This window comes from Enterobacter sp. MGH119, assembly GCF_001037675.1.
In the GTDB taxonomy this organism is placed as follows: domain Bacteria; phylum Pseudomonadota; class Gammaproteobacteria; order Enterobacterales; family Enterobacteriaceae; genus Enterobacter; species Enterobacter hormaechei_C.
Genome location: NZ_KQ089929.1, coordinates 1,197,339 through 1,221,726 on the forward strand (window position 1 = coordinate 1,197,339; position 24,388 = coordinate 1,221,726).

Genomic DNA, 24,388 nt, shown 5'->3' on the forward strand with positions numbered 1-24,388 from the left:
TGGGATATCACTCTGTAATTCGCCAATACCAGAATATTTGACCAGCAAGTTCCGGCTTATGCGATGAATATCAGGTTTGCCGACAAGACAGCTCAGGTGACGTAAGATTTTTGCATGATGAGAATTAACTTATTGCCTATTAATTAAGCTTCACAAACACGATCAGCTCGCGGATTTCACGATATACGTCACTACACCAAAGATATCGAGCGTATCGTCGCTGCCGACAATAATCGGTGAATAGGCGCTGTTCATGGGGTTGAGTTGAATATTGGGACGCAGCTGGAGGCGCTTCACGGTAAATTCGCCCTCTACCGCCGCAATCACGATATCGCCATGCTCAGGCTTGCGGGAACTGTCCACCACCAGCAAATCACCGTTATTGATCCCCCCTTCTATCATCGAGTCACCGGCGGCTTTGACAAAGTAAGTGGAGCTGGGATGGGCGACTAATAACTCGTTTAAATCGATACGCCGCTCTACATAATCCGCTGCCGGGCTGGGGAAGCCGCACTGTACTAAGTCGCTGAAAAGTGGAATAGCAACGATTTCACGCAACTCTGCGGGTCTGAAAAAGATCATGATAAACACCTCCATACTGTTTTTATATACAGTAGTTTTAACTGAGGTATCGATCAAGCCATGTCAGCGTAAGCGGCTGGCTACGCCTTAACCGCTTCGCTTATAACCCCCTATAGCAATGAAGATTATTTGTTTTGTAAATTTTTACGTATGGGCAAGCTTAACGCGTCATAAAACATCACTATCAAATCACTTACTAATTACTTCTAAATACACAAAAGACAACTTAGCATCACTGCATAATCACTATCCGTTGACTTTCTATTTAGACTGGCGCATATTTTACAGCACAAATTAACAAGACAATTTTTGGAGGACGTTTTCTATGCCCGCCCGTGATTATCCCGATAAGCGTGTTGCTCGCGGTGTCGCAAAGGAGGCCGAACTCAGGATGTTAAGTGCGCGCATCGATCCTGCGCTGATGGAGTACATCCGCATTACTGCGTATGAAACACGGAAAAGTAAGCAGGAAATCGTGGCGGAAGCGTTAGCGCTTCACCGCCAAAGAAGTCAGATTGGATCATAAACAGCAAAAGCCCGAAAAATCCTCCGGGCTTTTGCTGGTATCGGGATTACCCCACCAGAGAATTTAACGTCTCCAGCGCCTCAGGCGGCAATACCAGATCGACTGCCGCCAGGTTTTCACGCAGATGCGCCACCGATGAGGTTCCCGGGATCAAGAGGATATTTGGCGAGCGTTGCAGCAGCCATGCCAGCGCCACCTGCATCGGCGTCGCGCCCAGTGAATCCGCCACCGCCTGTAGTCCGGAAGATTGCAGTGGCGTGAAACCACCCAGCGGGAAGAACGGCACCCAGGCAATCCCCTGCTGCGCCAGCGAATCAACCAGCGCATCGTCACCGCGATTCACAACGTTGTACATGTTCTGTACGCACACCACGGAAACCATCTTCTGCGCTTCAGCAACCTGCGAAGCGGTGACGTTGCTCAGCCCAATATGACGAACCAGCCCCTGCTGTTGCAGCTCCGCAAGGGTGCTCAGCGGCGCGGCAATCGAGCCTTCCGCCGGTCCGTGGGCGCTAAACATGATCCGCAGGTTAACCACGTCCAGCACATCCCGCTTCAGGTTACGCAGGTTATCATGCACCGCCTGCGTCAGCTCCTGCGCGGAAAACGCCGGCAGCCAGGAGGCATCCTCGCCGCGTCGGGCTCCGATCTTGGTCACAATCGTAAGGTCGTCCCGGTACGGATGAAGCGCCTCGCAGATAAGCTGGTTGGTCACATGAGGTCCGTAAAAATCGCTGGTATCAATGTGATTCACACCCAACGCCACCGCTTCACGCAGCACCGCCAGCGCCGCATTTTTATCTTTTGGCGGACCAAAAACGCCAGGCCCGGCAAGCTGCATCGCGCCATAGCCAAATCGTTTAACCGTACGCGTTCCGAGCGTGAACGTTCCGCTTTTATCTATGCTGCTCATGCTGACCTTCCTCATAAAAAATGATCCGGATTTACAACAGGTTCCGCAACGAAACCATTAGTTAAGCAATAGTAAAATTAAAGTTTAAATTCGCTACGACGATAGTATTGATGTAACCCTGCCTCTTCTCTTACGGATGACCGCCATGCTGAAAAATCTGCACGTGATTACCGGTATTATCTTTGCCCTCACCATATTCTGTCTGCTGCAAGTTGTCACGGGAGGGTTGTTCTACTCTGCCGTTAACAACGATCGTCACAACTTTCAGAACTCCGGGTTACTCAATGCCCAACAGGAAAGCCTGAGCGACAGCGTTAACACGCTGGTGAAAACGCGCGTTACCGTTACCCGCGTGGCGATCCGCTACCTGAAAAACCAGCGCGATCCGGCCTCTCTCGCGGCGATCAACACGCTGCTGGGCACCGCCAACGGTTCGCTGGCCAAAGCCGAAGACTATTACAAAAACTGGCAGGCTATTCCGCAGGTGAAGGGCCAGCATGCCGCGCTCACCGAAGAGATGCAGAAAGCCTGGAAGCAAATGCACGAGGTGATGCGCTTGTCCATTGAGTATCTGCGCGCCGATAACTATCAGGCCTATGGCGACCTGGACGCCCAGCAGGCGCAGGATGAGATGGAGGCGGTCTATACCCGCTGGCGCGCTGAAAACAACGTTCTGCTGAAAGCCGCCGCCGAAGAGAACCAGAGCAGCTTTACCCAGATGCAGTGGACGCTGGCGGCGATCTTCCTGACCGTGATCGCCGTGCTGGTGGTGATCTGGCAGGGTTTACAGCACCTGCTCCTGAAACCGCTCAACGCCATCATGAACCATATTCGCACCATCGCGAGCGGCGATCTGACGCAAAATGTCGCGATTGCCGGGCGCAACGAGATGGGCCAGCTGGCTGCTGGTCTGCACGAGATGCAGCAGTCGCTGGTGAGCACCGTCAGCGCCGTGCGCGGCAGCACAGATTCTATCTACACGGGCGCAGGAGAAATTGCCGCCGGAAGTAACGACCTTTCCGCCCGAACCGAGCAGCAGGCAGCCTCGCTGGAAGAGACCGCCGCCAGCATGGAAGAGCTGACAGCCACGGTGAAACAGAACTCGGATAACGCCCGCCAGGCGACGCTGCTGGCGAAGAATGCGTCTGAAACCGCCGCACGCGGCGGTCAGGTGGTGGATAACGTGGTGCGTACCATGAATGACATTGCCGACAGTTCTCAGCAAATTGCGCATATCACCGGCGTTATCGATAGCATTGCCTTCCAGACCAATATTCTCGCGCTCAACGCGGCGGTTGAAGCCGCCCGTGCCGGGGAACAAGGTCGCGGCTTTGCGGTCGTGGCAGGTGAAGTACGGACGCTGGCCAGCCGCAGCGCGCAGGCGGCAAAAGAGATCAAAGGGCTTATCGAGAACTCTGTCAGCCGGGTGAATACCGGCTCGGAACAGGTGAGCGAGGCGGGTGCGACCATGAAAGAGATCGTCGCGGCCGTGACGCGCGTAACCGATATTATGGCTGAGATTTCCTCGGCGTCTGACGAGCAGAGCCGCGGTATAGAGCAGGTCAGCCTGGCGGTCTCGCAGATGGACAGCGTCACGCAGCAAAACGCCGCGCTGGTACAGGAGTCGGCAACGGCGGCGGCGGCGCTGGAAGATCAGTCTGAACAGCTGCGTCAGGCCGTGGCGGCATTCCGGCTGAACGCTCAGGCATCGCCGGCGGCTCGCCCTAAAAACGTGAAAACGCCCGTACTGCTGCGCCCGTCAGCGGCAGGCGCGAATACAGCTGACGCGAACTGGGAAACCTTCTGAGTGACAGGCGGGCATATCGCCCGCCTGCCTGATTAGCGGCTGCGCTTGGCGTGGCGTTCCCAGTTATCTCGCTTCGCATCCTCTGATTTACGCAACGAGACATAGCATGCTCCGCTGCCGCCGTGATGCGGCTGCGCTTCGCAAAAGGCCTGTACTTCGTCGAACTCGGTCAACCAGCGCGCAAGATAGCTGCGCACTACGTTAGGGTGCGACTGCTGTTCACGCCCTTTACCATGCACGATGATCAGGTTGCGTAGCCCGTCACGTCCGGCCTGGCGAATAAAGGAATAGACCAGCTGGCGGCATTGCTCCGCAGGCTGGCGTAACAGCGTTAAGCTGGCCTGACGGGAATATTTGCCGGAACGCAGCTTATCAAATACCCCCTGCTGTACCCCTTCACGCTGGAACATCAGCGGCTCGTCAAGGGGCAACAGTTCCAGAAACCCCAGCGTCAGAAAGTTATCGAGCTGCTCAGTATCTATTTCCTGACGCGCCCGCGTGTTGCGGCTCTGCTGCCAGTGAATATCCGCGCAGCGTTTGAGCGGCTGGACATCCTCCATGGCGTCAAGAAAAAGTGATTTGTCGTCAGGGTTCATGGAAATCCTCCGGCTACATCTGAGTGATGTACTATACCTGCGCCCGTTGCGGGTCTCAATCACCCGGGCACGGGTACAAATAATGGCTTAAGGAACAGATAATCGCAGACGCAATAAATTTAATCTAACCTTAACTTAAATTTCAGCCGTAATTAATTAAATAAATACGTTAAAAAATCGTGAAATCAATCACTCAACGTCCTTCTCTTTTAAGAAAAAGCTGTTATAACTTAATAAACCTGCCCAATGGATAATGCATGTAGGATCCGCGAAAGGATGCACGACTGTGTGTTCTGTGGAGTCTGTCTGATGTCGGGCAGACTCTATTTTTTATTGTTGTTATTTTTATTAAATTAATTTCCTGGCCTCTCTTCGAAACTGCGTGATTAATGATTCGGCAAGCGGTGTCTGGCGAGAATCACGACGCTGAATTAAATAATATGCCGCTTTAGGCAGGGTTTCGACAACCGGCAGCATTATCAGACGGTGCGCCAGAAGCGGATCGCAGCCCAGCTCCTGCGGTAAAATGCTGATGAAATCGCTTTGTGCGACGAGGCTAATACAGGAGGAAAAGGTCTCACAGACAACGCCAATTCGCGGTATTTGAGAGCGATGGTTAAAAGTATCCTGCAACTGCTTATAATAACTTCCCCGGGGCGTAGGCATCGTCCAGTTATATTGCAGAAGCTCATTAATTGAGGTCGCCCCTGTCGCCGGATGTCCTGCCCGACAAAATACGGCAAAAGGCTTTTCGAACAGCTTTTCAAACGTAAATTCGTGATCGTACGGCCCCTGATAATAGGTATTGATGGTAAAGTCCAGCTCACCCTGACGTAATTCATTAATCATCGACACCAGCTGGCCTTCCATAATCCGAACGTTGACCTGAGGATGCTGCGCATGAAAACGCGTAATGACGGCTGGCATCAGGCTGCGTGAAATGCTGGCTCCCATCCCAATATTGATCTGCCCGGCGAGTTCGCCCTGCCGCTGGCGGATGTCATCCTGCGCCGCGCGTAGCTCTTCCAGAATCAAATTAGCGCGGTGATAAAATCCTTCCCCGCACTCGGTCAGCGCGACGCCTTTACTCCTGCGCACAAACAGCTGGGCCGCCATACCCTCCTCCAGCTCTTTAATGGATTTGGTCAGCGCGGGCTGCGAAAGATTAAGCGTCCGGCTGGCGCCGCGAATACTGCCCTGTCGCGCCACCTCGACAAACGCCCTGATTTGATGAAATTTAATCTGAAATGACATAACGCAACCGATAACCGTTGTTTATCAGAGTAAAGAAACTGTCATCTACTTTAATGGAAACGGATGTGCGAGGGTAATTCCTGAACGGTTAAAACTGTGAAAAAACGATTAGTGATAAGTAAAAACTATCACAGCGTGAAGCAGTTCACATATTTTAATGATGACAGGAAAAGATATGAACGCACTGGCGCAGTACATCCAGACATTAGCCCCACAACTGAGCGCATGGCGTCGCGATTTCCACCATTTCGCGGAATCCGGTTGGGTGGAGTTTCGCACTGCGGCAAAAGTGGCGGAGATCCTCGCCTCACTGGGTTACGAGCTGGCGATGGGTCGCGACGTGGTCGACGCCGAAAGCCGTATGGGACTGCCCGATGACGCCACCCTTTCGCGAGAGTTTGCCCGCGCCCGGGCGCAGGGCGCGCCGGAGAAATGGCTGGCGCCGTTTGAGGGCGGGTTCACCGGCATTGTCGCGACCCTGAATACCGGCCGCCCGGGCCCAACCCTGGCGTTTCGCGTGGACATGGACGCCCTTGATTTAAGCGAAGCGCTCGACGACAGCCATCGCCCGTTCCGCGACGGGTTTGCCTCCTGCAATCCGGGAATGATGCACGCCTGTGGCCACGACGGGCATACCACCATTGGTCTGGGGCTCGCGCAGGTGCTTAAGCAGCATGAAGCGCAGCTCAACGGCACCATCAAACTGATCTTCCAGCCTGCCGAAGAGGGTACGCGCGGCGCGCGCGCTATGGTCGCCGCAGGCGCGCTGGACGGCGTAGACTACTTTACCGCCATTCATATCGGAACCGGCGTTCCGGAAGGGACAGTGATCTGCGGCAGCGATAACTTCATGGCGACCACCAAATTTGACGTGCGCTTTACCGGAGTCGCCGCACACGCTGGCGGTAAACCGGAAGAGGGCCGTAACGCCCTGCTTGCTGCTGCCCAGGCCGCTATCGCGCTGCATGGCATCGCGCCACACAGCGAAGGCGCGTCCCGGGTTAACGTCGGGGTCATGCAGGCGGGCAGCGGACGCAACGTGGTTCCGGCTGATGCGTTACTTAAGGTTGAAACCCGCGGCGAAAGCGAGGCCATTAATCAGTATGTCTTTGAGCGCGCGCAGGCGGTAATTACCGGCGCGGCGGCGCTCTATGGCGTAACAGCCGGGATAAACCTGATGGGGGCGGCGACCTCCAGCGTCCCTTCCCCGGCCTGGGTCGATTATCTGCGCGAGCAGGCAAGCCAGGTGCCCGGTGTGACTCATGCCATTAATAAGGTCAAAGCGCCTGCGGGCTCCGAAGACGCCACGCTAATGATGGCCCGCGTGCAGCAGAACGGCGGCATGGCCTCGTATATGGTTTTCGGCACCCAGCTGAGCGCCGGACATCACAACGAAAAATTCGATTTTGATGAGCAGGTGATGAACGTTGCCATCGAAACGCTGGCGCGAACTGCGCTTAATTTCCCGTGGACGCGAGGTGTGTAATGCAGGAGAACTACGCTTTTATCGCTGATGCCATCGACACGCGATGTCAGACGTTTACCGATATTGCCGACGACATCTGGGATCATCCCGAAACGCGCTTTGAAGAGTTCTGGTCCGCCGAACGCCTCGCCAGCGCGCTGGAAGCCGAGGGCTTTACCCTGACGCGGGAAGCCGGAGGCATTCCCAACGCCTTTATTGCCAGCTACGGCAGCGGCAAGCCCGTTATCGCCCTTCTGGGCGAATACGATGCCCTGGCCGGGCTAAGCCAGCAGGCACACTGCGCGACGGCGCAATCCGCCACCCCGGGGGCGAACGGCCACGGCTGCGGGCATAACCTCTTAGGCACGGCTGCCTTTGCCGGGGCGGTGGCGGTGAAAAGCTGGCTGGAACAGCACGGCGGCAGCGGAACGGTGCGTTTTTACGGCTGTCCCGGCGAGGAAGGCGGCTCCGGTAAAACCTTTATGGTGCGTGAAGGATTATTTGACGACGTGGACGCTGCCGTGACATGGCACCCGGAAGCCTTTGCCGGGATGTTTAACGTCAGCACGCTGGCCAATATTCAGGCCGCCTGGCGGTTTAAGGGGATCGCCGCCCATGCCGCTAACTCCCCACATCTGGGACGCAGCGCGCTGGATGCCGTGACGTTGATGACCACCGGCACAAACTTCCTCAACGAACACATCATTGAAAAAGCGCGCGTTCATTACGCCATCACCGATACCGGCGGAATTTCGCCTAACGTGGTGCAGGCCCAGGCCGAGGTGCTGTACCTGATCCGCGCCCCGGAGATGGCCGATGCGCAGCAGATCTACGCGCGCATCGAGAAAATCGCCCAGGGCGCGGCGATGATGACCGAAACCACCGTCGAGTGCCGCTTTGATAAAGCCTGCTCCAGCTATCTGCCGAACCGAACGCTCGAAGCGGCGATGTACCGCGCATTGCAGCATTACGGCACGCCGGCCTGGACGGAAGAGGAACGCGAATTTGCCCGTAAAATCCGCGCTACGCTCACGGCAAACGATCTGCAAAACAGCCTGAAAAACATTGCCGCAACGGGGGCCGAAGAGGGAAAAGCGTTTGCCCGACGCCATCAGGAGACGTTGCTGGTGGATGAAGTTGCCCCTTATGCCATCACCGATAACGTGCTGGCAGGCTCCACCGATGTGGGGGATGTCAGCTGGAAGATGCCTGTCGCACAGTGCTTTAGCCCCTGTTTTACCGTGGGCACCCCGCTGCATACCTGGCAATTAGTGGCGCAGGGGCGTACCTCTATTGCCCATAAAGGCATGTTGCTGGCCGGAAAAGTGATGGGCGCGACCGCGCTGCATCTGCTTCAGGATGCCGACCTGTTGCGAAAATGCCGGGAAGAGTTCGAACAACACATAACAGAAAAACCGTACGAGTGTCCGATCCCGCAGGGCGTGACACCGTCACCTTTAAAATAAAAAAACACAACACAACAACACAACAACAGTCCCGAGGAACGCCCATGAGTATGTCTTCCATACCTTCGCATTCCCCATCCGGTAAGCTCTATGGCTGGGTTGAAAGGATCGGCAATAAAGTGCCGCACCCTTTCCTGCTTTTTATCTATTTAATTGTCATCCTGATGGTCGCGACGGCCGTGCTGTCCGCCTTTGAGGTGAGCGTGCGCAGCCCGGCCGACGGCAGCATGGTGGCAGTGAAAAACCTGCTCAGCGTTGAAGGGTTGCACTGGTTTTTGCCGAACGTGATTAAAAACTTCAGCGGTTTTGCGCCGCTGGGCGCCATCCTGGCGCTGGTGTTAGGCGCGGGACTGGCCGAGCGCGTGGGTCTCCTGCCCGCGCTGATGGTCAAAATGGCCTCGCACGTCAGCGCGCGTTATGCCAGCTATATGGTGCTGTTTATTGCCTTCTTCAGCCATATCTCGTCCGACGCGGCACTGGTGATCATGCCGCCGATGGGGGCGCTGATTTTCCTCGCCGTTGGTCGTCATCCTGTTGCGGGCCTGCTGTCGGCGATTGCGGGCGTCGGCTGTGGGTTTACCGCTAACCTGCTTATCGTGACCACCGATGTGCTGCTCTCCGGCATCAGCACAGAGGCAGCCAGCACCATCGATGCGACCATGCACGTCAGCGTGATCGACAACTGGTACTTTATGGCCAGTTCAGTGATTGTCCTGACGATTGTCGGGGGTCTGATTACCGATAAAATCATTGAGCCGCGCCTGGGTAAATGGGAAGGCCGGAGCGATGAAAAGCTGGAGACGCTGAGCAAAGAGCAGCAGTTCGGCCTGCGCGTAGCCGGGATCGTCTCGCTGGCGTTCATTGCGGTGGTGGCGCTGATGGTGGTACCGGAAAATGGCGTGCTGCGCGATCCGATCAAACACACCGTACTGCCCTCGCCGTTTATTCAGGGCATTGTGCCGCTGATAATTCTCTTCTTCTTCGTCGTTTCGCTCGCGTACGGCATCGCCACCGGCAAAATCCGCCGTCAGGGAGATCTGCCGCACCTGATGATCGAGCCGATGAAGGAGATGGCGGGTTTTATCGTGATGGTGTTCCCGCTGGCGCAGTTTGTCGCCATGTTTAACTGGAGCAACATGGGCAAGTTTATGGCCGTGAGCCTGACGGACGCGCTGGAGGCGGCGGGGTTGAGCGGTGTTCCGGCGTTTGTCGGCCTGGCTCTGCTGTCGTCCCTGCTGTGCATGTTTATTGCCAGCGGGTCGGCCATCTGGTCGATTCTGGCGCCCATCTTTGTCCCCATGTTTATGATGCTCGGCTTCCATCCGGCGTTCGCCCAGATCCTGTTCCGTGTCGCCGATTCCTCGGTGATCCCGCTGGCGCCCGTGTCACCCTTCGTTCCGCTGTTTTTAGGCTTCCTGCAACGCTACAGACCGGAGGCTAAGCTGGGTACCTACTATTCGCTGGTTCTGCCCTATCCGCTTATCTTCTTAGGGGTATGGCTGGTGATGCTGGTGGCGTGGTATCTTGTCGGCCTGCCGATTGGACCGGGTGTTTACCCGAGGCTGAACTAAGGAGTACTGATGCTGAGATTACTCGAAGATAAGATTGCGACGCCGCTGGGGCCGCTGTGGGTTATCGCGGATGAAGCGTTCAATCTGCGCGCGGTTGAATGGGAAGAGCACAGCGACCGGATGGTTGAGCTGCTCAACATCCATTATCGCGCCGAGGGATACGAGCGTGTTACTGCCCGTAATCCTGGCGGGCTGAGCGATAAACTGACGGCCTACTTCGAGGGCGATCTCAGCATTATTAATACCCTGCCAACCGCCACGGCGGGCACCCCTTTCCAGCGCGAGGTGTGGCAGGCGCTGCGTAATATTCCCTGCGGGCAGGTGATGCACTACGGTCAGCTGGCAGAACAGCTTGGTCGTGCCGGCGCGGCGCGCGCGGTCGGTGCGGCAAATGGCTCTAACCCCGTCAGCATTGTGGTGCCTTGCCATCGCGTGATTGGGCGCAACGGCACCCTCACCGGCTATGCCGGGGGCGTACAGCGCAAAGAGTGGCTGCTGCGTCACGAAGGGTATTTTCTGCTGTAATTCCCAGGCTTTTTGTGCTTAATTTTCTTCCTGTTAGGTTCATAATCCTTAATCATTCTGTGGAATTTCAAGGAGATGGCAACACGCTGCCGTCTCTTGTCTTTATTGGGGGTTTGCCAGACTTACGTCCTTACCAAAAAGATGTTAAAATTGACCAATATCAATTAAGGCTTGAGCAAACCTATGATCCCGGAAAAGCGAATTATACGACGCATTCAGTCTGGCGGTTGTGCTATCCATTGCCAGGATTGCAGCATCAGCCAGCTCTGTATCCCGTTTACTCTGAATGAGCACGAACTCGATCAGCTTGACAATATCATCGAGCGCAAAAAGCCTATTCAGAAAGGGCAGACGCTGTTTAAGGCGGGAGACGAACTGAAATCGCTCTATGCTATCCGTTCTGGCACCATCAAAAGCTACACCATTACCGAACAGGGCGACGAGCAGATCACCGGCTTCCATCTGGCAGGCGATTTAGTCGGCTTTGACGCCATCGGCAGTGGCCATCACCCGAGCTTTGCTCAGGCGCTGGAAACCTCTATGGTCTGCGAAATTCCGTTTGAGACGCTGGACGATCTGTCCGGTAAGATGCCGAACCTGCGTCAGCAGATGATGCGTCTGATGAGCGGTGAGATCAAAGGCGATCAGGATATGATCCTGCTGCTTTCTAAGAAGAATGCCGAAGAGCGTCTGGCCGCCTTTATCTATAACCTCTCCCGCCGTTTCGCGGAACGTGGCTTCTCCCCGCGTGAATTCCGTCTGACCATGACGCGCGGTGATATTGGTAACTATCTGGGCCTGACCGTGGAAACCATCAGCCGTCTGCTGGGTCGCTTCCAGAAGAGCGGAATGCTGGCGGTTAAAGGTAAGTATATCACCATCGAAAACGGTGAAGCGCTGGCCATTCTGGCGGGTCACTCACGTAACGTGGCATAACTCTCCCGGATATCTTATGCCAGGTCGATAAATTTTCATGATTATTGATCTGGCAAAAACTTCCCCCCTGTTTCATTCAAGATATATAGGTTACTCTTTTACTTACAGACTGTGGTGACAGTAGTAAGGAGACCTGTATGGCAAAGTATCAAAACATGCTGGTGGCTATCGATCCTAATCAGGACGATCAGCCGGCATTACGACGTGCTGTGTATTTACATCAACGGATTGGTGGCAAAATTAAAGCCTTTTTGCCGATTTATGACTTCTCATACGAGATGACCACCCTTCTGTCGCCTGACGAGCGCACCGCTATGCGTCAGGGAGTGATCAGCCAGCGTACCGCGTGGATCCGCGAGCAGGCGAAGTATTACCTGGAAGCGGGCGTACCGATTGATATTAAAGTAGTCTGGCACAACCGCCCCTTCGAAGCCATTATTCAGGAAGTGGTGGCCGGTGGGCATGACCTGCTGCTGAAAATGGCGCACCAGCATGACAAACTGGAATCCGTGATTTTCACTCCAACAGACTGGCACCTGCTGCGCAAATGCCCTTGTCCGGTATGGATGGTGAAAGATCAGCCGTGGCCTGAGGGCGGGAAAGCCGTCGTGGCGGTCAATCTGGCCAGCGAAGAGGATTATCACAATTCGCTGAACGAGAAACTGGTGAAGGAGACGCTTCAGCTTGCCGACCAGGTTAACCATACTGAAGTCCATCTGGTGGGCGCCTATCCGGTTACGCCAATCAATATCGCCATCGAGCTGCCTGAATTTGACCCGAGCGTGTATAACGACGCGATTCGCGGTCAGCATCTGCTGGCCATGAAAGCGCTGCGCCAGAAATTCAGTATCGATGAGAACATGACCCACGTAGAAAAAGGGTTACCGGAAGAGGTTATTCCGGATCTGGCGGAGCATTTGCAGGCCGGGATTGTGGTGCTGGGCACCATCGGCCGGACCGGTATTTCTGCCGCGTTCCTGGGAAATACCGCCGAGCAGGTGATCGACCATCTGCGCTGCGACCTTCTGGTCATCAAACCGGATCAATATCAGACGCCGGTTGAGCTGGACGATGAGGAAGACGATTGACCCCAAAATGAAAGCCCGCCGGTAACGGCGGGCTTTTTTTATTGCGCTTCGCTCAACCGTTGCGCAGATGCCTCGTCGCTGGCATTCATCCAGGGCGCGTGCAGAACCATGCTCGGTAGCGCCAGCTTGATCTCCTGCTGGTTCAGCCCCTCCAGGATACGAATATTGATCTCCTGCTGAATATCCATGTACTTGTTGTAATCCGCCGTATTAACAATATGAACCACCTCGAAGGTCAGGCGATCGCGATCGAAGCCCAGGAAATGGGCGCGGTCAAACTTCGTTTCCCCGACGTCGGTAATGATCTGTTTGACCATCTCACCCACTGAACGCAGTTTTTCCGGCGCCGTGTCGCTGGCGACTCCGAAGGTAAAAACAATCCGCCGCGTTTGCATCCGCTTATAGTTATGCAGCGTCTGTTGCAGCAGGATGGCGTTCCCGCAGACAATCTGCTCCCCGCTCAGGCTGCGGATACGGGTGGTTTTCAGACCAATGTGCTCTACCGTCCCGGCGACATCGTTAAACACCACAAAATCGCCGATTTCGAACGGCTTATCAAAACCGATGGAGAGCGATGCAAACACGTCGCTCAGGATCGTTTGCACCGCGAGGGCGATAGCAATACCCCCTACCCCAAGGCTGGCAACCAGAGCAGTGATGTTGACGCCCGCGTTAGCAAGAATAGACAGCAGCATCACTGACCAGACAATGGCACGGAGGATAAGCCCCGTGATCACCAGCGTCACCGGGTTTTTATGGCTTCCCGGCGCCAGCATGACGTGACGAAGCCACGACACCACCCCCTGATCCATCCACAGCGCCACCTGGATAGCGAAGACCAGGAACCAGGCGTGGCTCACGGTACCAAAGAGATGATCCGGTAAGTCGACGAAACGCAGGCTGAACAACAGCGCCACGACAAAAAGCAGGACGCGGCTGGTGCGGTTAAGCATATCCGTCAGGATAAAGCGCATCCGGTTGGTGCTGGGGTGCTTGTCGCCCCAGGTGGTGATCCCTTTCTTAACGAAGGCGATCAGGCGCGTCAGCAGCCAGTACACCAGCAGAGTCACAAAGACCACCGTGGCGACGCCGATCCAGAAAGACGGCGTCATCATCAGCTCGATGATGTCGAAGCGGGACAAAAATCGCATTACACCTCCTCGTATTACACAAAGGGTAAAGTATAGACAGAGGAGAAAAGCTGGCCGCAGAAATAAGAAAACCGCCCCAGGGGGCGGTTTGTCAGGATGAAGCGAAATTACAGCGCTTTCAGGATCGCATCCACGCTGGCCTTGGCGTCGCCAAACAGCATGTGGGTGTTATCTTTAAAGAACAGCGGGTTCTGCACGCCAGCATAGCCGGTGTTCATAGAGCGTTTGAAGACAATAACGTTCTGCGCCTTCCACACTTCGAGAACAGGCATACCCGCAATCGGACTACGCGGATCGTCCTGCGCCGCCGGGTTAACGGTGTCGTTGGCGCCAATCACCAGCACGGTGTCGGTGTCGGCGAAATCATCGTTGATCTCGTCCATTTCCAGCACGATGTCGTAAGGCACCTTCGCTTCCGCCAGCAGCACGTTCATGTGGCCTGGCAGACGCCCCGCCACCGGGTGAATACCAAAGCGAACCTTGATACCGCGCGCGCGGAGTTTCTCGGTGATTTCCGCCACCGGATACTGCGCCTGCGCCACCGCCATGCCATAGCCTGGGGTGATGATGACGGAATGCGAGTTTTTCAGCATCTCTGCGGTGTCTTCCGCGCTGATTTCACGGTGTTCACCCACTTCCTCATCAGAACCGGTTGATGAGCCGTCAGAACCGAAGCCACCCGCGATGACGCTGATAAACGAACGGTTCATCGCCTTACACATGATGTAAGACAGGATCGCACCGGAAGAACCGACCAGCGCACCGGTGACAATCAGCAGGTCGTTGCTCAGCATAAAGCCTGCCGCCGCCGCCGCCCAACCGGAGTAGGAGTTCAGCATGGAAACGACTACCGGCATATCTGCTCCGCCGATAGACGCCACCAGATGCCAGCCGAACGCCAGCGCGATGATGGTCATCACCAATAACGCCAGCACCTGCAAGCCTACGCTTTCGGTACGCACGAAGACCACCAGCAGCACAAAGGAAACGACCAGCGCCGCCAGATTCAGCTTGTGGCGGTTAGGCAGCATCAGCGGTTTGGAAGAGATCTTCCCGCGCAGCTTGCCGAACGCCACAATCGACCCGGTGAAGGTCACCGCACCGATGAAGATGCCGAGGAACACTTCGGTCAGATGGATGTTCACCAGAATCGGCTCCAGGCCCGGTTCGTGGTACAGGTAGCTGTTGAAGCCCACCAGCACCGCCGCCAGACCCACGAAGCTGTGCAGAATAGCAACCAGCTCCGGCATCTCGGTCATTTCAACGCGTTTCGCCAGACGAATACCAATCGCGCCGCCGATGATCATCGCCACCAGGATCCACGCCACGTTGCCGGTGTCCGGCCCAAAGATGGTGGCAATCAGCGCAATCGCCATACCGGCGATACCAAAGTTATTTCCCTGCTGAGACGTTTCGTGTTTGGAAAGCCCCGCCAGACTGAAAATAAACAGGATTGCAGCAACAATGTATGCGGCTGTAACTAATCCTCCAGACATATGCTACCCCTTAGCCTTTACGAAACATTTTCAGCATGCGCTGAGTCACGGTGAAACCACCGAAAATATTGATACTGGCGATCAGCACCGCAATGAAGCTCAGGAAGCTGATCCAGCCGCCATGACCAATTTGCAGCAATGCCCCGACCACGATAATCCCGGAGATGGCATTGGTGACCGACATCAGCGGGGTATGCAGCGCATGGGAAACGTTCCACACGACGTAGTAACCCACCACGCAGGAGAGCGCGAAGACGGTGAAGTGGCCAAGGAACTCTTTTGGCGCGACGTCCGCCAGCCAGCCAAACAGGATTATGACCAGCGCCATGATGGCGTATTTGCGCCACGGCGACGCAGGTTTTGCTGGCTCCGCGGGCTCTGGTGCCGCTTTCGGCGCAGCCTGAGGTTGAGCGGAAACCTGAATCGGCGGTGCAGGCCAGGTGATTTCCCCTTCACGCACCACGGTAACGCCACGCACCACCACATCATCAAAATCAACGGTAATGTTGCCGTCTTTCTCTTTGCAGAGCAGCTTCAGCAGGTTAACGAGGTTCGTACCGTACAGCTGAGAGGACTGGGTTGGCAGACGCCCTGGCAGGTCGGTATAACCGATCACCTTCACGCCGTTCGCGGTCGTCGTGACCTGATTTGGCACGGTATACTCACAGTTACCGCCGTTTTGCGCCGCCAGATCGACTATAACGCTGCCCGGCTGCATGGAATCCACCATCTCACGGGTGATCAGCTTCGGCGCCGGTTTACCCGGAATAAGCGCGGTGGTGACAATGATGTCTACCTCTTTTGCCTGCGCCGCAAAGAGCGCCATTTCCGCCTTGATAAAGGCTTCAGACATGACCTTCGCGTAACCATCACCGCTGCCCGCTTCTTCCTTGAAGTCCAGCTCAAGGAATTCGGCGCCCATACTCTGCACCTGCTCCTTCACTTCCGGCCGGGTATCAAACGCGCGAACAATAGCGCCCAGGCTGTTTGCGGCCCCGATAGCGGCAAGACCTGCCACACCGGCACCAATCACCATCACCTTCGCGGGTGGAACTTTACCTGCCGCCGTAATCTGACCGGTAAAGAAGCGACCAAACTCATGCGCAGCTTCGACAATGGCGCGATAGCCGGCAATGTTCGCCATGGAGCTCAGCGCATCCAGAGACTGCGCGCGCGAAATACGCGGCACGGAGTCCATCGCCATCACGGTGACACCGCGTGCCGCCAGCTTCTCCATCAACTCCGGGTTTTGGGCTGGCCAGACAAAGCTCACCAGCGTAGTGCCCGCGTTCAGCAGTTCAATTTCACTCTCTTCCGGTGCGTTTACCTTCAGAATGATGGGTGATTGCCAGACCTCAGCACCGTCCACGACGTCCGCGCCAGCCTGAGTAAAGGCCTCGTCATCGAAACTCGCCAGTGTGCCCGCGCCGCTTTCAATCGCGACGGTAAAACCCAGTTTAAGCAGTTGCTCCACCGTTTTTGGTGTTGCCGCTACGCGGGTTTCATTGGCTAACCGTTCTTTTGGTACCCCAATACGCATAGTTTTCCCTTCCATCGGTTTTTGATGATGGTTTGTCGATAATTGCCCGCGGTTTGTATCAATTTTCACCATCGAGATAACGACGGAGAATGATTAACCCCGGAAAATAAAACAGTAACAAACTTTCTATAACCTACTGAAAATAGCGCCCGTGATCTACAGCCAGAAAACACTATTTCTTACTTTATCTGTGAAAAATAAGCGATCGGGGTTACTGACAGAGATATTTACCTTAAATTCGCCTTCAGGACCGATAAATCGCGCAAGCGAAGCGGTAAAAACATGATATAGCGCCATAATAGAACAACTCATTAACATTAAATTAACTTGTAAAAGTCATATGCTTAATCAGTTTTTCTTGTGAAACGCCTGTTTTTTCCACATATCACAAAATGTTATCGAATCAGGTCCTTTGGTGAGCACAGGCTGTGAAAAATGCCGCAGACAGCGATGGGTGTTAAATGCCATAATCGGGACCGTCTCAAATTAACAACAACACCAGTACATGGTTTGCGCAAGGCGAAGGATTATTTTTATGAAGCTTAAGAACACACTCCTGGCGTCCGCACTTCTTTCCGCGACCGCCCTGTCTGCGAATGCCGCGACAGAGTTGACGCCGGAGCAAGCGGCAGCGTTAAAACCTTTTGACCATACGGTCATTGTGGGTCGCTATAACTCTATTGGCGATGCCGTCGCCGCCGCATCAAAAGCCGCCGATAAAAACGGCGCTGCCTCGTTTTACGTTGTTGACCAGTCCGATCAAGGCAACAGCGGCAACCAGCGCGTGACGATTGCGCTGTACAAAGAGAATGCCCCAAAAGCAGATGAACAGAAAAACCGCGTGATTAACGGCATTGTTGAATTGCCGAAAGATCAGGCTGTTCAGCTGGAACCGTATGACACCGTGACCGTTCAGGGCTTCTACCGCAGCCAGCCTGAAGTTAACGATGCCATCACCAAAGCCGCGAGAGAAAAAGGCGCTTACGCGTTCTATATCGTGCGTCAGGTTGATGCCAACCAGGGCGGAAACCAGCGCATCACCGCTTTCATCTATAAGCAAGATGCGAAAAAACGCGTAGTGCAAAGCCCGGATGCCATTCCAGCGGATTCAGATGCGGGACGTGCCGCGTTAGCGAAAGGCGGTGAAGAAGCGAAGAAAGTGGAAATTCCGGGCGTAGCAACGTCTGCGGCACCAAGCGCTGAAGTGGGCCGTTTCTTTGAAACCCAATCCACCAAAGGCGGTCGTTATACCGTTACGTTACCAGACGGCACGAAAATTGAAGAGCTGAACAAAGCCACTGCCGCGCAGATGGTGCCGTTCGACAGCATCAAGTTTACGGGCAACTATGGCAACATGACGGAAATCTCCTATCAGGTGGCGAAGCGTGCTGCGAAGAAAGGCGCGAAGTATTACCACATCACCCGTCAGTGGCAGGAACGTGGTAACAACCTGACCATCAGCGCCGATCTGTACAAGTAACAAAACGGTTTCATAAAGGCGGCGCAGTGCCGCCTTTTTTGTTACTTTTTTTCTGATTTCTGCCACACGTCATTGCATGCATCCTTCACACTCCGTAAAATCCCGCGCCTTAGCGTGATCCACCATTTTTATGCGCCTTAGCGAAATAATTATTCTGGATTTGGACTTTTCATAACAGGAAGCCAATGGAAAAGAAACTTGGCCTGAGTGCGTTAACTGCACTTGTATTAAGCTCAATGCTGGGCGCGGGCGTATTCAGTTTGCCGCAGAACATGGCGGCCGTCGCCAGCCCGGCCGCATTACTGATTGGCTGGGGCATTACCGGTGTCGGGATTTTGCTGCTGGCATTCGCCATGCTGCTGCTGACCCGTATCCGACCGGATCTGGACGGCGGAATATTCACTTACGCCCGGGAAGGTTTCGGCGAGCTGATCGGCTTCTGCTCCGCCTGGGGTTACTGGCTGTGCGCGGTGATCGCCAACGTATCCTATCTGGTTATCGTCTTCTCAGCGCTCAGCTTCTTTACCGATACGCCCGAACTGCGCCTGTTTGGCGACGGTAATACCTGGCAGTCCATCGTCGGCGCCTCGGTCCTGCTGTGGATTGTTCACTGGCTGATTTTGCGCGGCGTCCAGACCGCGGCCAGCATTAACCTCGTGGCAACGCTGGCCAAGCTGGTGCCGCTTGGCCTGTTCGTCGTGCTGGCCTTCCTCGCCTTCCGTCTCGATGTCTTTACGCTCGATTTCAGCGGCATTGCGCTGGGCGTTCCCGTCTGGGAACAGGTGAAAAATACCATGCTGATCACCCTGTGGGTGTTCATCGGCGTTGAAGGTGCCGTCGTGGTCTCTGCCCGCGCGCGTAACAAGCGCGATGTGGGACGCGCCACGCTGCTGGCCGTACTGGCGGCGCTGGGCGTTTATCTGCTGGTGACGCTGTTGTCGCTCGGCGTGGTGGCACGCCCTGAACTGGCGGAGATGCGTAACCCGTCCATGGCCGGGCTGATGGTGAAAATGTTGGGTCCCTGGGGAGACGTGATTATCGCGGCGGGTCTGATTGTCTCCGTTTGCGGCGCCTATCTGAGCTGGACCATTATGGCAGCGGAAGTGCCGTTCCTGGCCGCCACGCATAAAGCGTTCCCGCGCCTGTTTGCCCGTCAGAACAAAAACAGTGCGCCATCGGCCTCTTTGTGGCTCACCAACATCAGCGTGCAGGTCTGTCTGGTGCTGATCTGGCTCACAGGATCGGACTATAACACGCTGCTGACCATCGCCTCCGAGATGATTCTGGTACCCTATTTCTTAGTGGGCGCATATCTGTTAAAAATTGCGACCCGCCCGGCACACTATGCGGTAGGTGTCGGCGCCTGTATTTACGGTCTATGGTTGTTGTATGCTTCCGGACCGATGCATCTGCTGCTGACCGTGGTGCTCTACGCACCGGGCCTGCTGGTGTTTATCTACGCTCGCCGTACGCATCAGCTTGATAATGCCCTTAAGCGCCGCGAAATGGCGTTGATAGGTTTGCTGTTAGTCGCTGCCGTACCGGCAACGTGGATGTTAATGGGATAGCGTCGCCTGTCCCATTGTTGAACTGAAAAGGAGATTACGATGGGACACACGCAGCAACGCCCAATATTGATCACTGGCGCAGGCCGTCGCATCGGCCTCGCCCTCGCCCATCACTTTCTCAACCTTCGCCATCCGGTTATCGTCAGTTACCGCACGGAATATCCCTCCATTGAAGGTCTACGAAATGCCGGAGCAGTCTGCATTCAGGCGGATTTCTCCACGGATGAAGGTATACTCGCCTTCGCGGACAAAGTGAAATCGACCACCCACGGGCTGCGGGCGGTTATTCACAACGCCAGTACCTGGCTTCCCGAAAAAGCAGGACATTCGCTCAGCGAAACGCTCGCCTGCATGATGCAGATCCACGTTAATGCGCCTTATCTGCTCAACCATGCCCTACAGGATCTGCTGCGCGGACACGGTCATGCCGCAGGCGACATTATCCATTTCACCGATTACGTGGTAGAGCGAGGAAGCGACAAACACATCGCCTATGCGGCCAGCAAAGCCGCCCTGGATAATATGACCCGCTCTTTCGCACGCAAGCTGGCGCCCGAGGTAAAGGTCAACGCGATTGCTCCGGCGATGATTTTATTTAACGAAGGCGATGATGCCGAGTATCGTCAGCAGGCGCTCAACAAGTCGTTAATGAAAATTGCGCCCGGTGAGAAAGAGGTGATCGACCTGATCGATTATCTGCTGACCAGCTGTTACGTCACGGGCCGAACGTTTGCCGTGGACGGTGGCCGCCCGCTGCGCTAGTGAAAGCGGCTCCAGAAGAAGATAAGCACCCAGGCGCTGAGGCTCCAACAGACCACCGCCCCGCCCAGCGCCAGGGGCAGACGCAGAAAACCGGTGAAGTACCACAGCGACAGCAGATAGATAAAATACGGGATGATCGACCACATCCCGAACACAATGGTGGCGCGCAGCGCCTCAATACCCCGCTCAGAGGCCACAATATAGTGCGCGATTAACGCAAAGGTGGGAAACAGCGGGATCAGCCCGGCAATGTAGTAGTTCTTCGTTTTAGCCAGCACCCCAATCAGCAGCACGACCAGCGCACCCAGCGTGGCTTTTATCACCAGCCCCATTCTTTTCCCTTAACAATCAAATAACATTCCCGTGCAGGATAACGGAAGTCCGGCTAATTTTGAAAGATTAATGGAAGGTTAAGATTGCGCGGTGTATGTTGACGTTTTTTGCGATGACAGACGTTGTATGAATAAGATTGTTTATGTTGAAGATGAACCCGAGGTGGGGCAACTGATCGCCGCTTATCTGGGTAAACATGATATGGAAGTGGTTGTCGAGCCTCGTGGCGATCGCGCTGAAGACGTCGTGACCCGCGAAAATCCGGACCTGGTGTTGCTGGACATCATGCTGCCCGGAAAAGATGGTATGACGCTATGCCGGGATCTGCGCACGAAGTGGGACGGTCCGATCGTGCTGCTGACCTCTCTCGACAGCGATATGAATCATATTCTGTCGCTTGAGATGGGCGCGAATGACTACATCCTGAAAACCACGCCGCCGGCAGTCCTGCTTGCCCGTTTGCGCCTCCATCTGCGTCAGCGTGCCAGCGGCGCGGAGCGTGAAGCGTCTGCCCCCTCTTTAACGCCGCACAAAGCGATGCGCTTCGGCACGCTTTCTATCGACCCGGTCAACCGACAGGTTATGCTTTCCGGGGAGCTGATTGCGCTCTCAACCGCAGATTTTGACCTGCTGTGGGAGCTGGCAACCCATGCCGGTCAAATTATGGACCGGGATGCATTACTGAAAAATCTGCGCGGCGTAAGTTACGACGGAATGGATCGTAGCGTTGATGTGGCGATTTCGCGTCTGCGTAAAAAACTGCTGGATAACGCCACGGAACCTTACCGCATTAAAACCGTACGCAATAAGGGCTATCTGTTTGCACCGCACGCCTGGGAAACCTGAAAAAAGGAACAAAACAGGAATATTCGAAAAATAACTCACGATGCATCGGAATTATTATCAGTACCCGTCGAAAGTTATCGATTATATGCATCGTCAGTTATAAAATATCCCTTGTTCTCATTCCTTCCTTGTATGCTATTTCGCTGGGCATTTTTCGCCTAAACAAAAGTATTCCTAATGTATTTTCAGTGCTGTAGTACAATATATATTCAGCAGTGCAGGCGCCATCATCGATCAAAAATCCGTCACTTAAAAGCACATTGGTCTAAAAATAATCTTTACAATTGCTTTAATCATTATCTTATCCTTTTGAAAACAAAGGGGATAGTGGCAACCGTATAAATAATATCGATCTTTTTCAATAGCTTACGTGTTTGCAGATATCTAATTCTCATGCTAAACCTTATACTCTCTCAATTATTTAATGAAAGAGGTATAGCAATGTCATGGAGAGTCATTAGCTCGGTAATTTGTCCTAACACGGGAATCGTTTATTCAAGCATCTTGGGCCTCAAGTTCTTGAAACTCATTATTTGGTATGAAAGCGATGTCTATTTGTACCCCGGTGACAGAATATATCCGACAAAAAATGGCGTCTTCATTAATGGTGTGTTCAAGCCTATATCGATATATAACATATCACCTTATAACGAGATGTTGTGGAGTGAAATTAAAAACAAGATGGCATGCCCATACAACCGAAACCAGCAAGAAGAGATATGCACATACGCGGTGCATTGCAACGCGCGGAAATGCCCGCATGGGTTTACCACGAATCCACTGATTGTCAGTACAGCTAAATCCAGACATTAACGAAGATCGATAATGCTCAGGTTACAACGCTAATTATTTCTGTCGCACCGTTTGTGCCGGATCCCTCTCGCTGGTTAACGCCATTAAATAAAGCCACCCGCAGGTGGCCTTTGTCATTGTTATTACGGATCAATAATACGCAATCGTAAATAAACTCGTTTAACTGAAACGTAAACGGATTTTCCGGGCATTGATGGAATAAAGCGATGCCGCGCTGAAATACCTCTCGACAATTACCCTTTTCAACTCATCATGCCTGACTTGCGCCCATGGCGACCCTGCTGGTAAAAGACGTGTAGTGAAGCCCCTGTTTCGGTGAGATTAATGAAAAAGCTGTTTGTGCAGTTTTACCTTCTGCTGTTTGTCTGCTTTCTGGTGATGACCATGCTGGTCGGGCTGGTCTACAAATTCACCGCAGAGCGCGCGGGCAGACAATCCCTCGACGATCTGATGAAAAGCTCGCTCTACCTGATGCGTAGCGAGTTGCGAGAAATACCACCTCATGACTGGGCGCGCACGTTAAAAGAGCTGGATCTGAATCTGTCGTTTGATCTGCGTATCGAACCCATGAAGGATTTTGACTTAGCGCCGCCTGCGATGCAGCGTCTGCGCGATGGAGACATCGTCGCGCTGGACGAGAAATATACCTTCATTCAGCGTATTCCGCGCAGCCATTATGTCCTGGCCGTCGGGCCGGTGCCCTATCTCTATTACCTGCACCAGATGCGCCTGCTGGATCTCGCCCTGCTGGGCTTTATTGCCATCTCGCTCGCTTTCCCTGTATTCATCTGGATGCGACCGCACTGGCAGGACATGCTGAAACTGGAATCCGCCGCACAGCGTTTTGGGGAGGGTCATTTAACTGAACGCATACATTTCGACAGTGGTTCCAGTTTTGACCGGCTCGGTATTGCCTTTAACCAGATGGCCGATAACATCAACGCCCTGATTGCCAGCAAGAAGCAGCTGATCGATGGCATTGCGCATGAACTGCGCACTCCGCTGGTACGCCTGCGTTATCGCCTGGAGATGAGCGAGAACCTCACCGGGGCGGAATCGCAGGCGCTCAATCGGGATATTGGCCAGCTTGAAGCGCTAATTGAAGAGCTGCTGACCTATGCCCGCCTCGATCGGCCTCAGACGGAGTTGCACCTCAGTACACCGGATCTCCCCGTCTGGCTACAGACGCATATTAACGATGTGCAGAGCGTTAACCCTCAGCGAAAACTGCTGACAGCCATTACCCCCGGCGCGTACGGCGCACTGGACATGCGCCTGATGGAACGCGTGCTGGATAATCTGATGAACAACGCCATGCGCTACAGCGAAACGACGCTGCGCATAGGTTTAGATTTGCAGGGAAGCCAGGCGATTCTGTGTGTGGAAGACGATGGCCCCGGCATTGAGCCGGCGGAGCGTGAAAAAGTTTTTGAGCCGTTTGTGCGCCTCGATCCCAGCCGCGACCGGGCTACCGGCGGCTGTGGTCTGGGGCTGGCTATTGTCCGTTCTATTGCCCAGGCGATGGGCGGTTCGGTTCGCTGCGAAGCGAGCGAGCTGGGTGGGGCCCGGTTCGTCTTTAGCTGGCCGATCTATCACAACATTCCCCTTCCCGTACCTGCCTGACCTAAACCGCACGCTGGCCTGACCCGGCGTGTTGTGCTATATCAATA

Annotated in this window: 22 protein-coding genes; 14 read left to right on the forward strand and 8 right to left on the reverse strand. The window is 54.6% G+C overall.

Annotated features, from left to right (window positions below; translation table 11 throughout):
* Nucleotides 1-162: 162 nt before the first annotated feature.
* On the reverse strand, nt 163-582 hold the full coding sequence (locus SK53_RS05575) for a translesion error-prone DNA polymerase V autoproteolytic subunit (RefSeq protein ID WP_003857514.1): 420 nt from the start codon (nt 580-582) through the stop codon (nt 163-165).
* Nucleotides 583-907: 325 nt separating this feature from the next.
* On the opposite strand from SK53_RS05575, the gene SK53_RS05580 reads away from it, so the two are divergent.
* Nucleotides 908-1,108 (forward strand): hypothetical protein, encoded by a 201-nt coding sequence (locus SK53_RS05580; protein ID WP_003857516.1) that lies wholly within the window; start codon nt 908-910, stop codon nt 1,106-1,108.
* A 46-nt stretch (nt 1,109-1,154) separates the two neighbouring features.
* On the opposite strand, the gene SK53_RS05585 is transcribed toward SK53_RS05580, so the two are convergent.
* Nucleotides 1,155-2,021 carry an aldo/keto reductase family oxidoreductase gene (locus SK53_RS05585; RefSeq protein WP_022651043.1) on the reverse strand — a complete coding sequence of 289 codons (867 nt, stop codon included), beginning with the start codon at nt 2,019-2,021 and terminating at the stop codon, nt 1,155-1,157.
* 145 nt (nt 2,022-2,166) lie between these two features.
* Between SK53_RS05585 and SK53_RS05590 the strand changes: the two genes are divergently transcribed.
* Nucleotides 2,167-3,828, forward strand: coding sequence for a methyl-accepting chemotaxis citrate transducer (locus SK53_RS05590; RefSeq protein WP_003857520.1), 1,662 nt, complete (start codon nt 2,167-2,169; stop codon nt 3,826-3,828).
* 32 nt (nt 3,829-3,860) lie between these two features.
* Here SK53_RS05590 and smrA read toward each other — a convergent pair whose 3' ends face one another.
* Entirely contained in the window at nt 3,861-4,424 is a 564-nt protein-coding gene (smrA, locus tag SK53_RS05595; protein ID WP_003857522.1) for a DNA endonuclease SmrA, read from the reverse strand.
* Between the two features lie 348 nt (nt 4,425-4,772).
* Nucleotides 4,773-5,678: a LysR family transcriptional regulator gene (locus tag SK53_RS05600; protein WP_003857524.1), complete on the reverse strand. Its 906-nt coding sequence runs from the start codon at nt 5,676-5,678 to the stop codon at nt 4,773-4,775.
* 175 nt (nt 5,679-5,853) lie between these two features.
* On the opposite strand from SK53_RS05600, the gene SK53_RS05605 reads away from it, so the two are divergent.
* The 6 genes from SK53_RS05605 to uspE all read left to right on the forward strand — a co-directional run bounded on the left by SK53_RS05605 (nt 5,854) and on the right by uspE (nt 12,729).
* Nucleotides 5,854-7,164 carry a M20 family metallo-hydrolase gene (locus SK53_RS05605; protein ID WP_003857525.1) on the forward strand — a complete coding sequence of 437 codons (1,311 nt, stop codon included), beginning with the start codon at nt 5,854-5,856 and terminating at the stop codon, nt 7,162-7,164.
* Nucleotides 7,164-8,609: a M20 family metallopeptidase gene (locus SK53_RS05610; RefSeq protein WP_003857528.1), complete on the forward strand. Its 1,446-nt coding sequence runs from the start codon at nt 7,164-7,166 to the stop codon at nt 8,607-8,609. Before SK53_RS05605 ends, SK53_RS05610 begins: the two co-directional genes overlap by 1 nt.
* Before the next feature lie 44 nt (nt 8,610-8,653).
* A complete protein-coding gene (gene abgT, locus SK53_RS05615) occupies nt 8,654-10,180 on the forward strand; it encodes a p-aminobenzoyl-glutamate transporter (protein WP_022651040.1) in 1,527 nt (508 codons plus the stop codon).
* 9 nt (nt 10,181-10,189) lie between these two features.
* Nucleotides 10,190-10,705, forward strand: coding sequence for a methylated-DNA--[protein]-cysteine S-methyltransferase (ogt, locus tag SK53_RS05620; RefSeq protein WP_003857532.1), 516 nt, complete (start codon nt 10,190-10,192; stop codon nt 10,703-10,705).
* A gap of 183 nt (nt 10,706-10,888) precedes the next feature.
* The gene (gene fnr, locus SK53_RS05625) at nt 10,889-11,641 is read left to right on the forward strand and encodes a fumarate/nitrate reduction transcriptional regulator Fnr (RefSeq protein WP_000611906.1); all 753 of its coding nucleotides are present in this window, start codon (nt 10,889-10,891) and stop codon (nt 11,639-11,641) included.
* Between the two features lie 137 nt (nt 11,642-11,778).
* The gene (uspE, locus tag SK53_RS05630; RefSeq protein ID WP_003857535.1) at nt 11,779-12,729 is read left to right on the forward strand and encodes a universal stress protein UspE; all 951 of its coding nucleotides are present in this window, start codon (nt 11,779-11,781) and stop codon (nt 12,727-12,729) included.
* A 38-nt stretch (nt 12,730-12,767) separates the two neighbouring features.
* Here uspE and SK53_RS05635 read toward each other — a convergent pair whose 3' ends face one another.
* From SK53_RS05635 to pntA, 3 genes are all read right to left on the reverse strand, one after another.
* Entirely contained in the window at nt 12,768-13,880 is a 1,113-nt protein-coding gene (locus SK53_RS05635) for a mechanosensitive ion channel family protein (protein ID WP_048208762.1), read from the reverse strand.
* A 107-nt stretch (nt 13,881-13,987) separates the two neighbouring features.
* Nucleotides 13,988-15,376, reverse strand: a complete 1,389-nt coding sequence (pntB, locus tag SK53_RS05640; RefSeq protein WP_003857541.1) for a Re/Si-specific NAD(P)(+) transhydrogenase subunit beta — start codon at nt 15,374-15,376, stop codon at nt 13,988-13,990.
* Between the two features lie 10 nt (nt 15,377-15,386).
* A complete protein-coding gene (gene pntA, locus SK53_RS05645; RefSeq protein ID WP_003857543.1) occupies nt 15,387-16,916 on the reverse strand; it encodes a Re/Si-specific NAD(P)(+) transhydrogenase subunit alpha in 1,530 nt (509 codons plus the stop codon).
* A 535-nt stretch (nt 16,917-17,451) separates the two neighbouring features.
* On the opposite strand from pntA, the gene ydgH reads away from it, so the two are divergent.
* The 3 genes from ydgH (at nt 17,452) to folM (ending at nt 20,726) form a co-directional block, all read left to right on the forward strand.
* Complete coding sequence (gene ydgH, locus SK53_RS05650) at nt 17,452-18,396, forward strand: DUF1471 family protein YdgH (RefSeq protein ID WP_000769339.1); 945 nt, start codon at nt 17,452-17,454, stop codon at nt 18,394-18,396.
* Between the two features lie 185 nt (nt 18,397-18,581).
* Nucleotides 18,582-19,964, forward strand: coding sequence for an amino acid permease (locus SK53_RS05655; protein ID WP_048208764.1), 1,383 nt, complete (start codon nt 18,582-18,584; stop codon nt 19,962-19,964).
* 39 nt (nt 19,965-20,003) lie between these two features.
* A complete protein-coding gene (folM, locus tag SK53_RS05660; RefSeq protein WP_003857550.1) occupies nt 20,004-20,726 on the forward strand; it encodes a dihydromonapterin reductase in 723 nt (240 codons plus the stop codon).
* On the opposite strand, the gene SK53_RS05665 is transcribed toward folM, so the two are convergent.
* On the reverse strand, nt 20,723-21,058 hold the full coding sequence (locus SK53_RS05665; protein ID WP_003857551.1) for a GlpM family protein: 336 nt from the start codon (nt 21,056-21,058) through the stop codon (nt 20,723-20,725). The two genes, folM and SK53_RS05665, sit on opposite strands and share 4 nt — an antisense overlap.
* Nucleotides 21,059-21,185: 127 nt before the next feature.
* Between SK53_RS05665 and rstA the strand changes: the two genes are divergently transcribed.
* The 3 genes from rstA to rstB all read left to right on the forward strand — a co-directional run bounded on the left by rstA (nt 21,186) and on the right by rstB (nt 24,341).
* Entirely contained in the window at nt 21,186-21,905 is a 720-nt protein-coding gene (gene rstA / locus SK53_RS05670) for a two-component system response regulator RstA (RefSeq protein WP_003857553.1), read from the forward strand.
* Nucleotides 21,906-22,346: 441 nt separating this feature from the next.
* The gene (iraM, locus tag SK53_RS22530; RefSeq protein ID WP_003857554.1) at nt 22,347-22,718 is read left to right on the forward strand and encodes an anti-adapter protein IraM; all 372 of its coding nucleotides are present in this window, start codon (nt 22,347-22,349) and stop codon (nt 22,716-22,718) included.
* Nucleotides 22,719-23,042: 324 nt separating this feature from the next.
* Nucleotides 23,043-24,341: a two-component system sensor histidine kinase RstB gene (gene rstB, locus SK53_RS05675; RefSeq protein WP_003857557.1), complete on the forward strand. Its 1,299-nt coding sequence runs from the start codon at nt 23,043-23,045 to the stop codon at nt 24,339-24,341.
* The last annotated feature ends 47 nt before the right edge of the window (nt 24,342-24,388 follow it).

Coding starts and splice junctions, on each gene's coding strand:
- SK53_RS05575 (WP_003857514.1), bottom strand. CDS start 582: ATGATCTTTTTCAGACCCGCAGAGTTGCGTGAAATCGTTGCTATTCCA.
- SK53_RS05580 (WP_003857516.1), top strand. CDS start 908: ATGCCCGCCCGTGATTATCCCGATAAGCGTGTTGCTCGCGGTGTCGCA.
- SK53_RS05585 (WP_022651043.1), bottom strand. CDS start 2,021: ATGAGCAGCATAGATAAAAGCGGAACGTTCACGCTCGGAACGCGTACG.
- SK53_RS05590 (WP_003857520.1), top strand. CDS start 2,167: ATGCTGAAAAATCTGCACGTGATTACCGGTATTATCTTTGCCCTCACC.
- smrA (WP_003857522.1), bottom strand. CDS start 4,424: ATGAACCCTGACGACAAATCACTTTTTCTTGACGCCATGGAGGATGTC.
- SK53_RS05600 (WP_003857524.1), bottom strand. CDS start 5,678: ATGTCATTTCAGATTAAATTTCATCAAATCAGGGCGTTTGTCGAGGTG.
- SK53_RS05605 (WP_003857525.1), top strand. CDS start 5,854: ATGAACGCACTGGCGCAGTACATCCAGACATTAGCCCCACAACTGAGC.
- SK53_RS05610 (WP_003857528.1), top strand. CDS start 7,164: ATGCAGGAGAACTACGCTTTTATCGCTGATGCCATCGACACGCGATGT.
- abgT (WP_022651040.1), top strand. CDS start 8,654: ATGAGTATGTCTTCCATACCTTCGCATTCCCCATCCGGTAAGCTCTAT.
- ogt (WP_003857532.1), top strand. CDS start 10,190: ATGCTGAGATTACTCGAAGATAAGATTGCGACGCCGCTGGGGCCGCTG.
- fnr (WP_000611906.1), top strand. CDS start 10,889: ATGATCCCGGAAAAGCGAATTATACGACGCATTCAGTCTGGCGGTTGT.
- uspE (WP_003857535.1), top strand. CDS start 11,779: ATGGCAAAGTATCAAAACATGCTGGTGGCTATCGATCCTAATCAGGAC.
- SK53_RS05635 (WP_048208762.1), bottom strand. CDS start 13,880: ATGCGATTTTTGTCCCGCTTCGACATCATCGAGCTGATGATGACGCCG.
- pntB (WP_003857541.1), bottom strand. CDS start 15,376: ATGTCTGGAGGATTAGTTACAGCCGCATACATTGTTGCTGCAATCCTG.
- pntA (WP_003857543.1), bottom strand. CDS start 16,916: ATGCGTATTGGGGTACCAAAAGAACGGTTAGCCAATGAAACCCGCGTA.
- ydgH (WP_000769339.1), top strand. CDS start 17,452: ATGAAGCTTAAGAACACACTCCTGGCGTCCGCACTTCTTTCCGCGACC.
- SK53_RS05655 (WP_048208764.1), top strand. CDS start 18,582: ATGGAAAAGAAACTTGGCCTGAGTGCGTTAACTGCACTTGTATTAAGC.
- folM (WP_003857550.1), top strand. CDS start 20,004: ATGGGACACACGCAGCAACGCCCAATATTGATCACTGGCGCAGGCCGT.
- SK53_RS05665 (WP_003857551.1), bottom strand. CDS start 21,058: ATGGGGCTGGTGATAAAAGCCACGCTGGGTGCGCTGGTCGTGCTGCTG.
- rstA (WP_003857553.1), top strand. CDS start 21,186: ATGAATAAGATTGTTTATGTTGAAGATGAACCCGAGGTGGGGCAACTG.
- iraM (WP_003857554.1), top strand. CDS start 22,347: ATGTCATGGAGAGTCATTAGCTCGGTAATTTGTCCTAACACGGGAATC.
- rstB (WP_003857557.1), top strand. CDS start 23,043: ATGAAAAAGCTGTTTGTGCAGTTTTACCTTCTGCTGTTTGTCTGCTTT.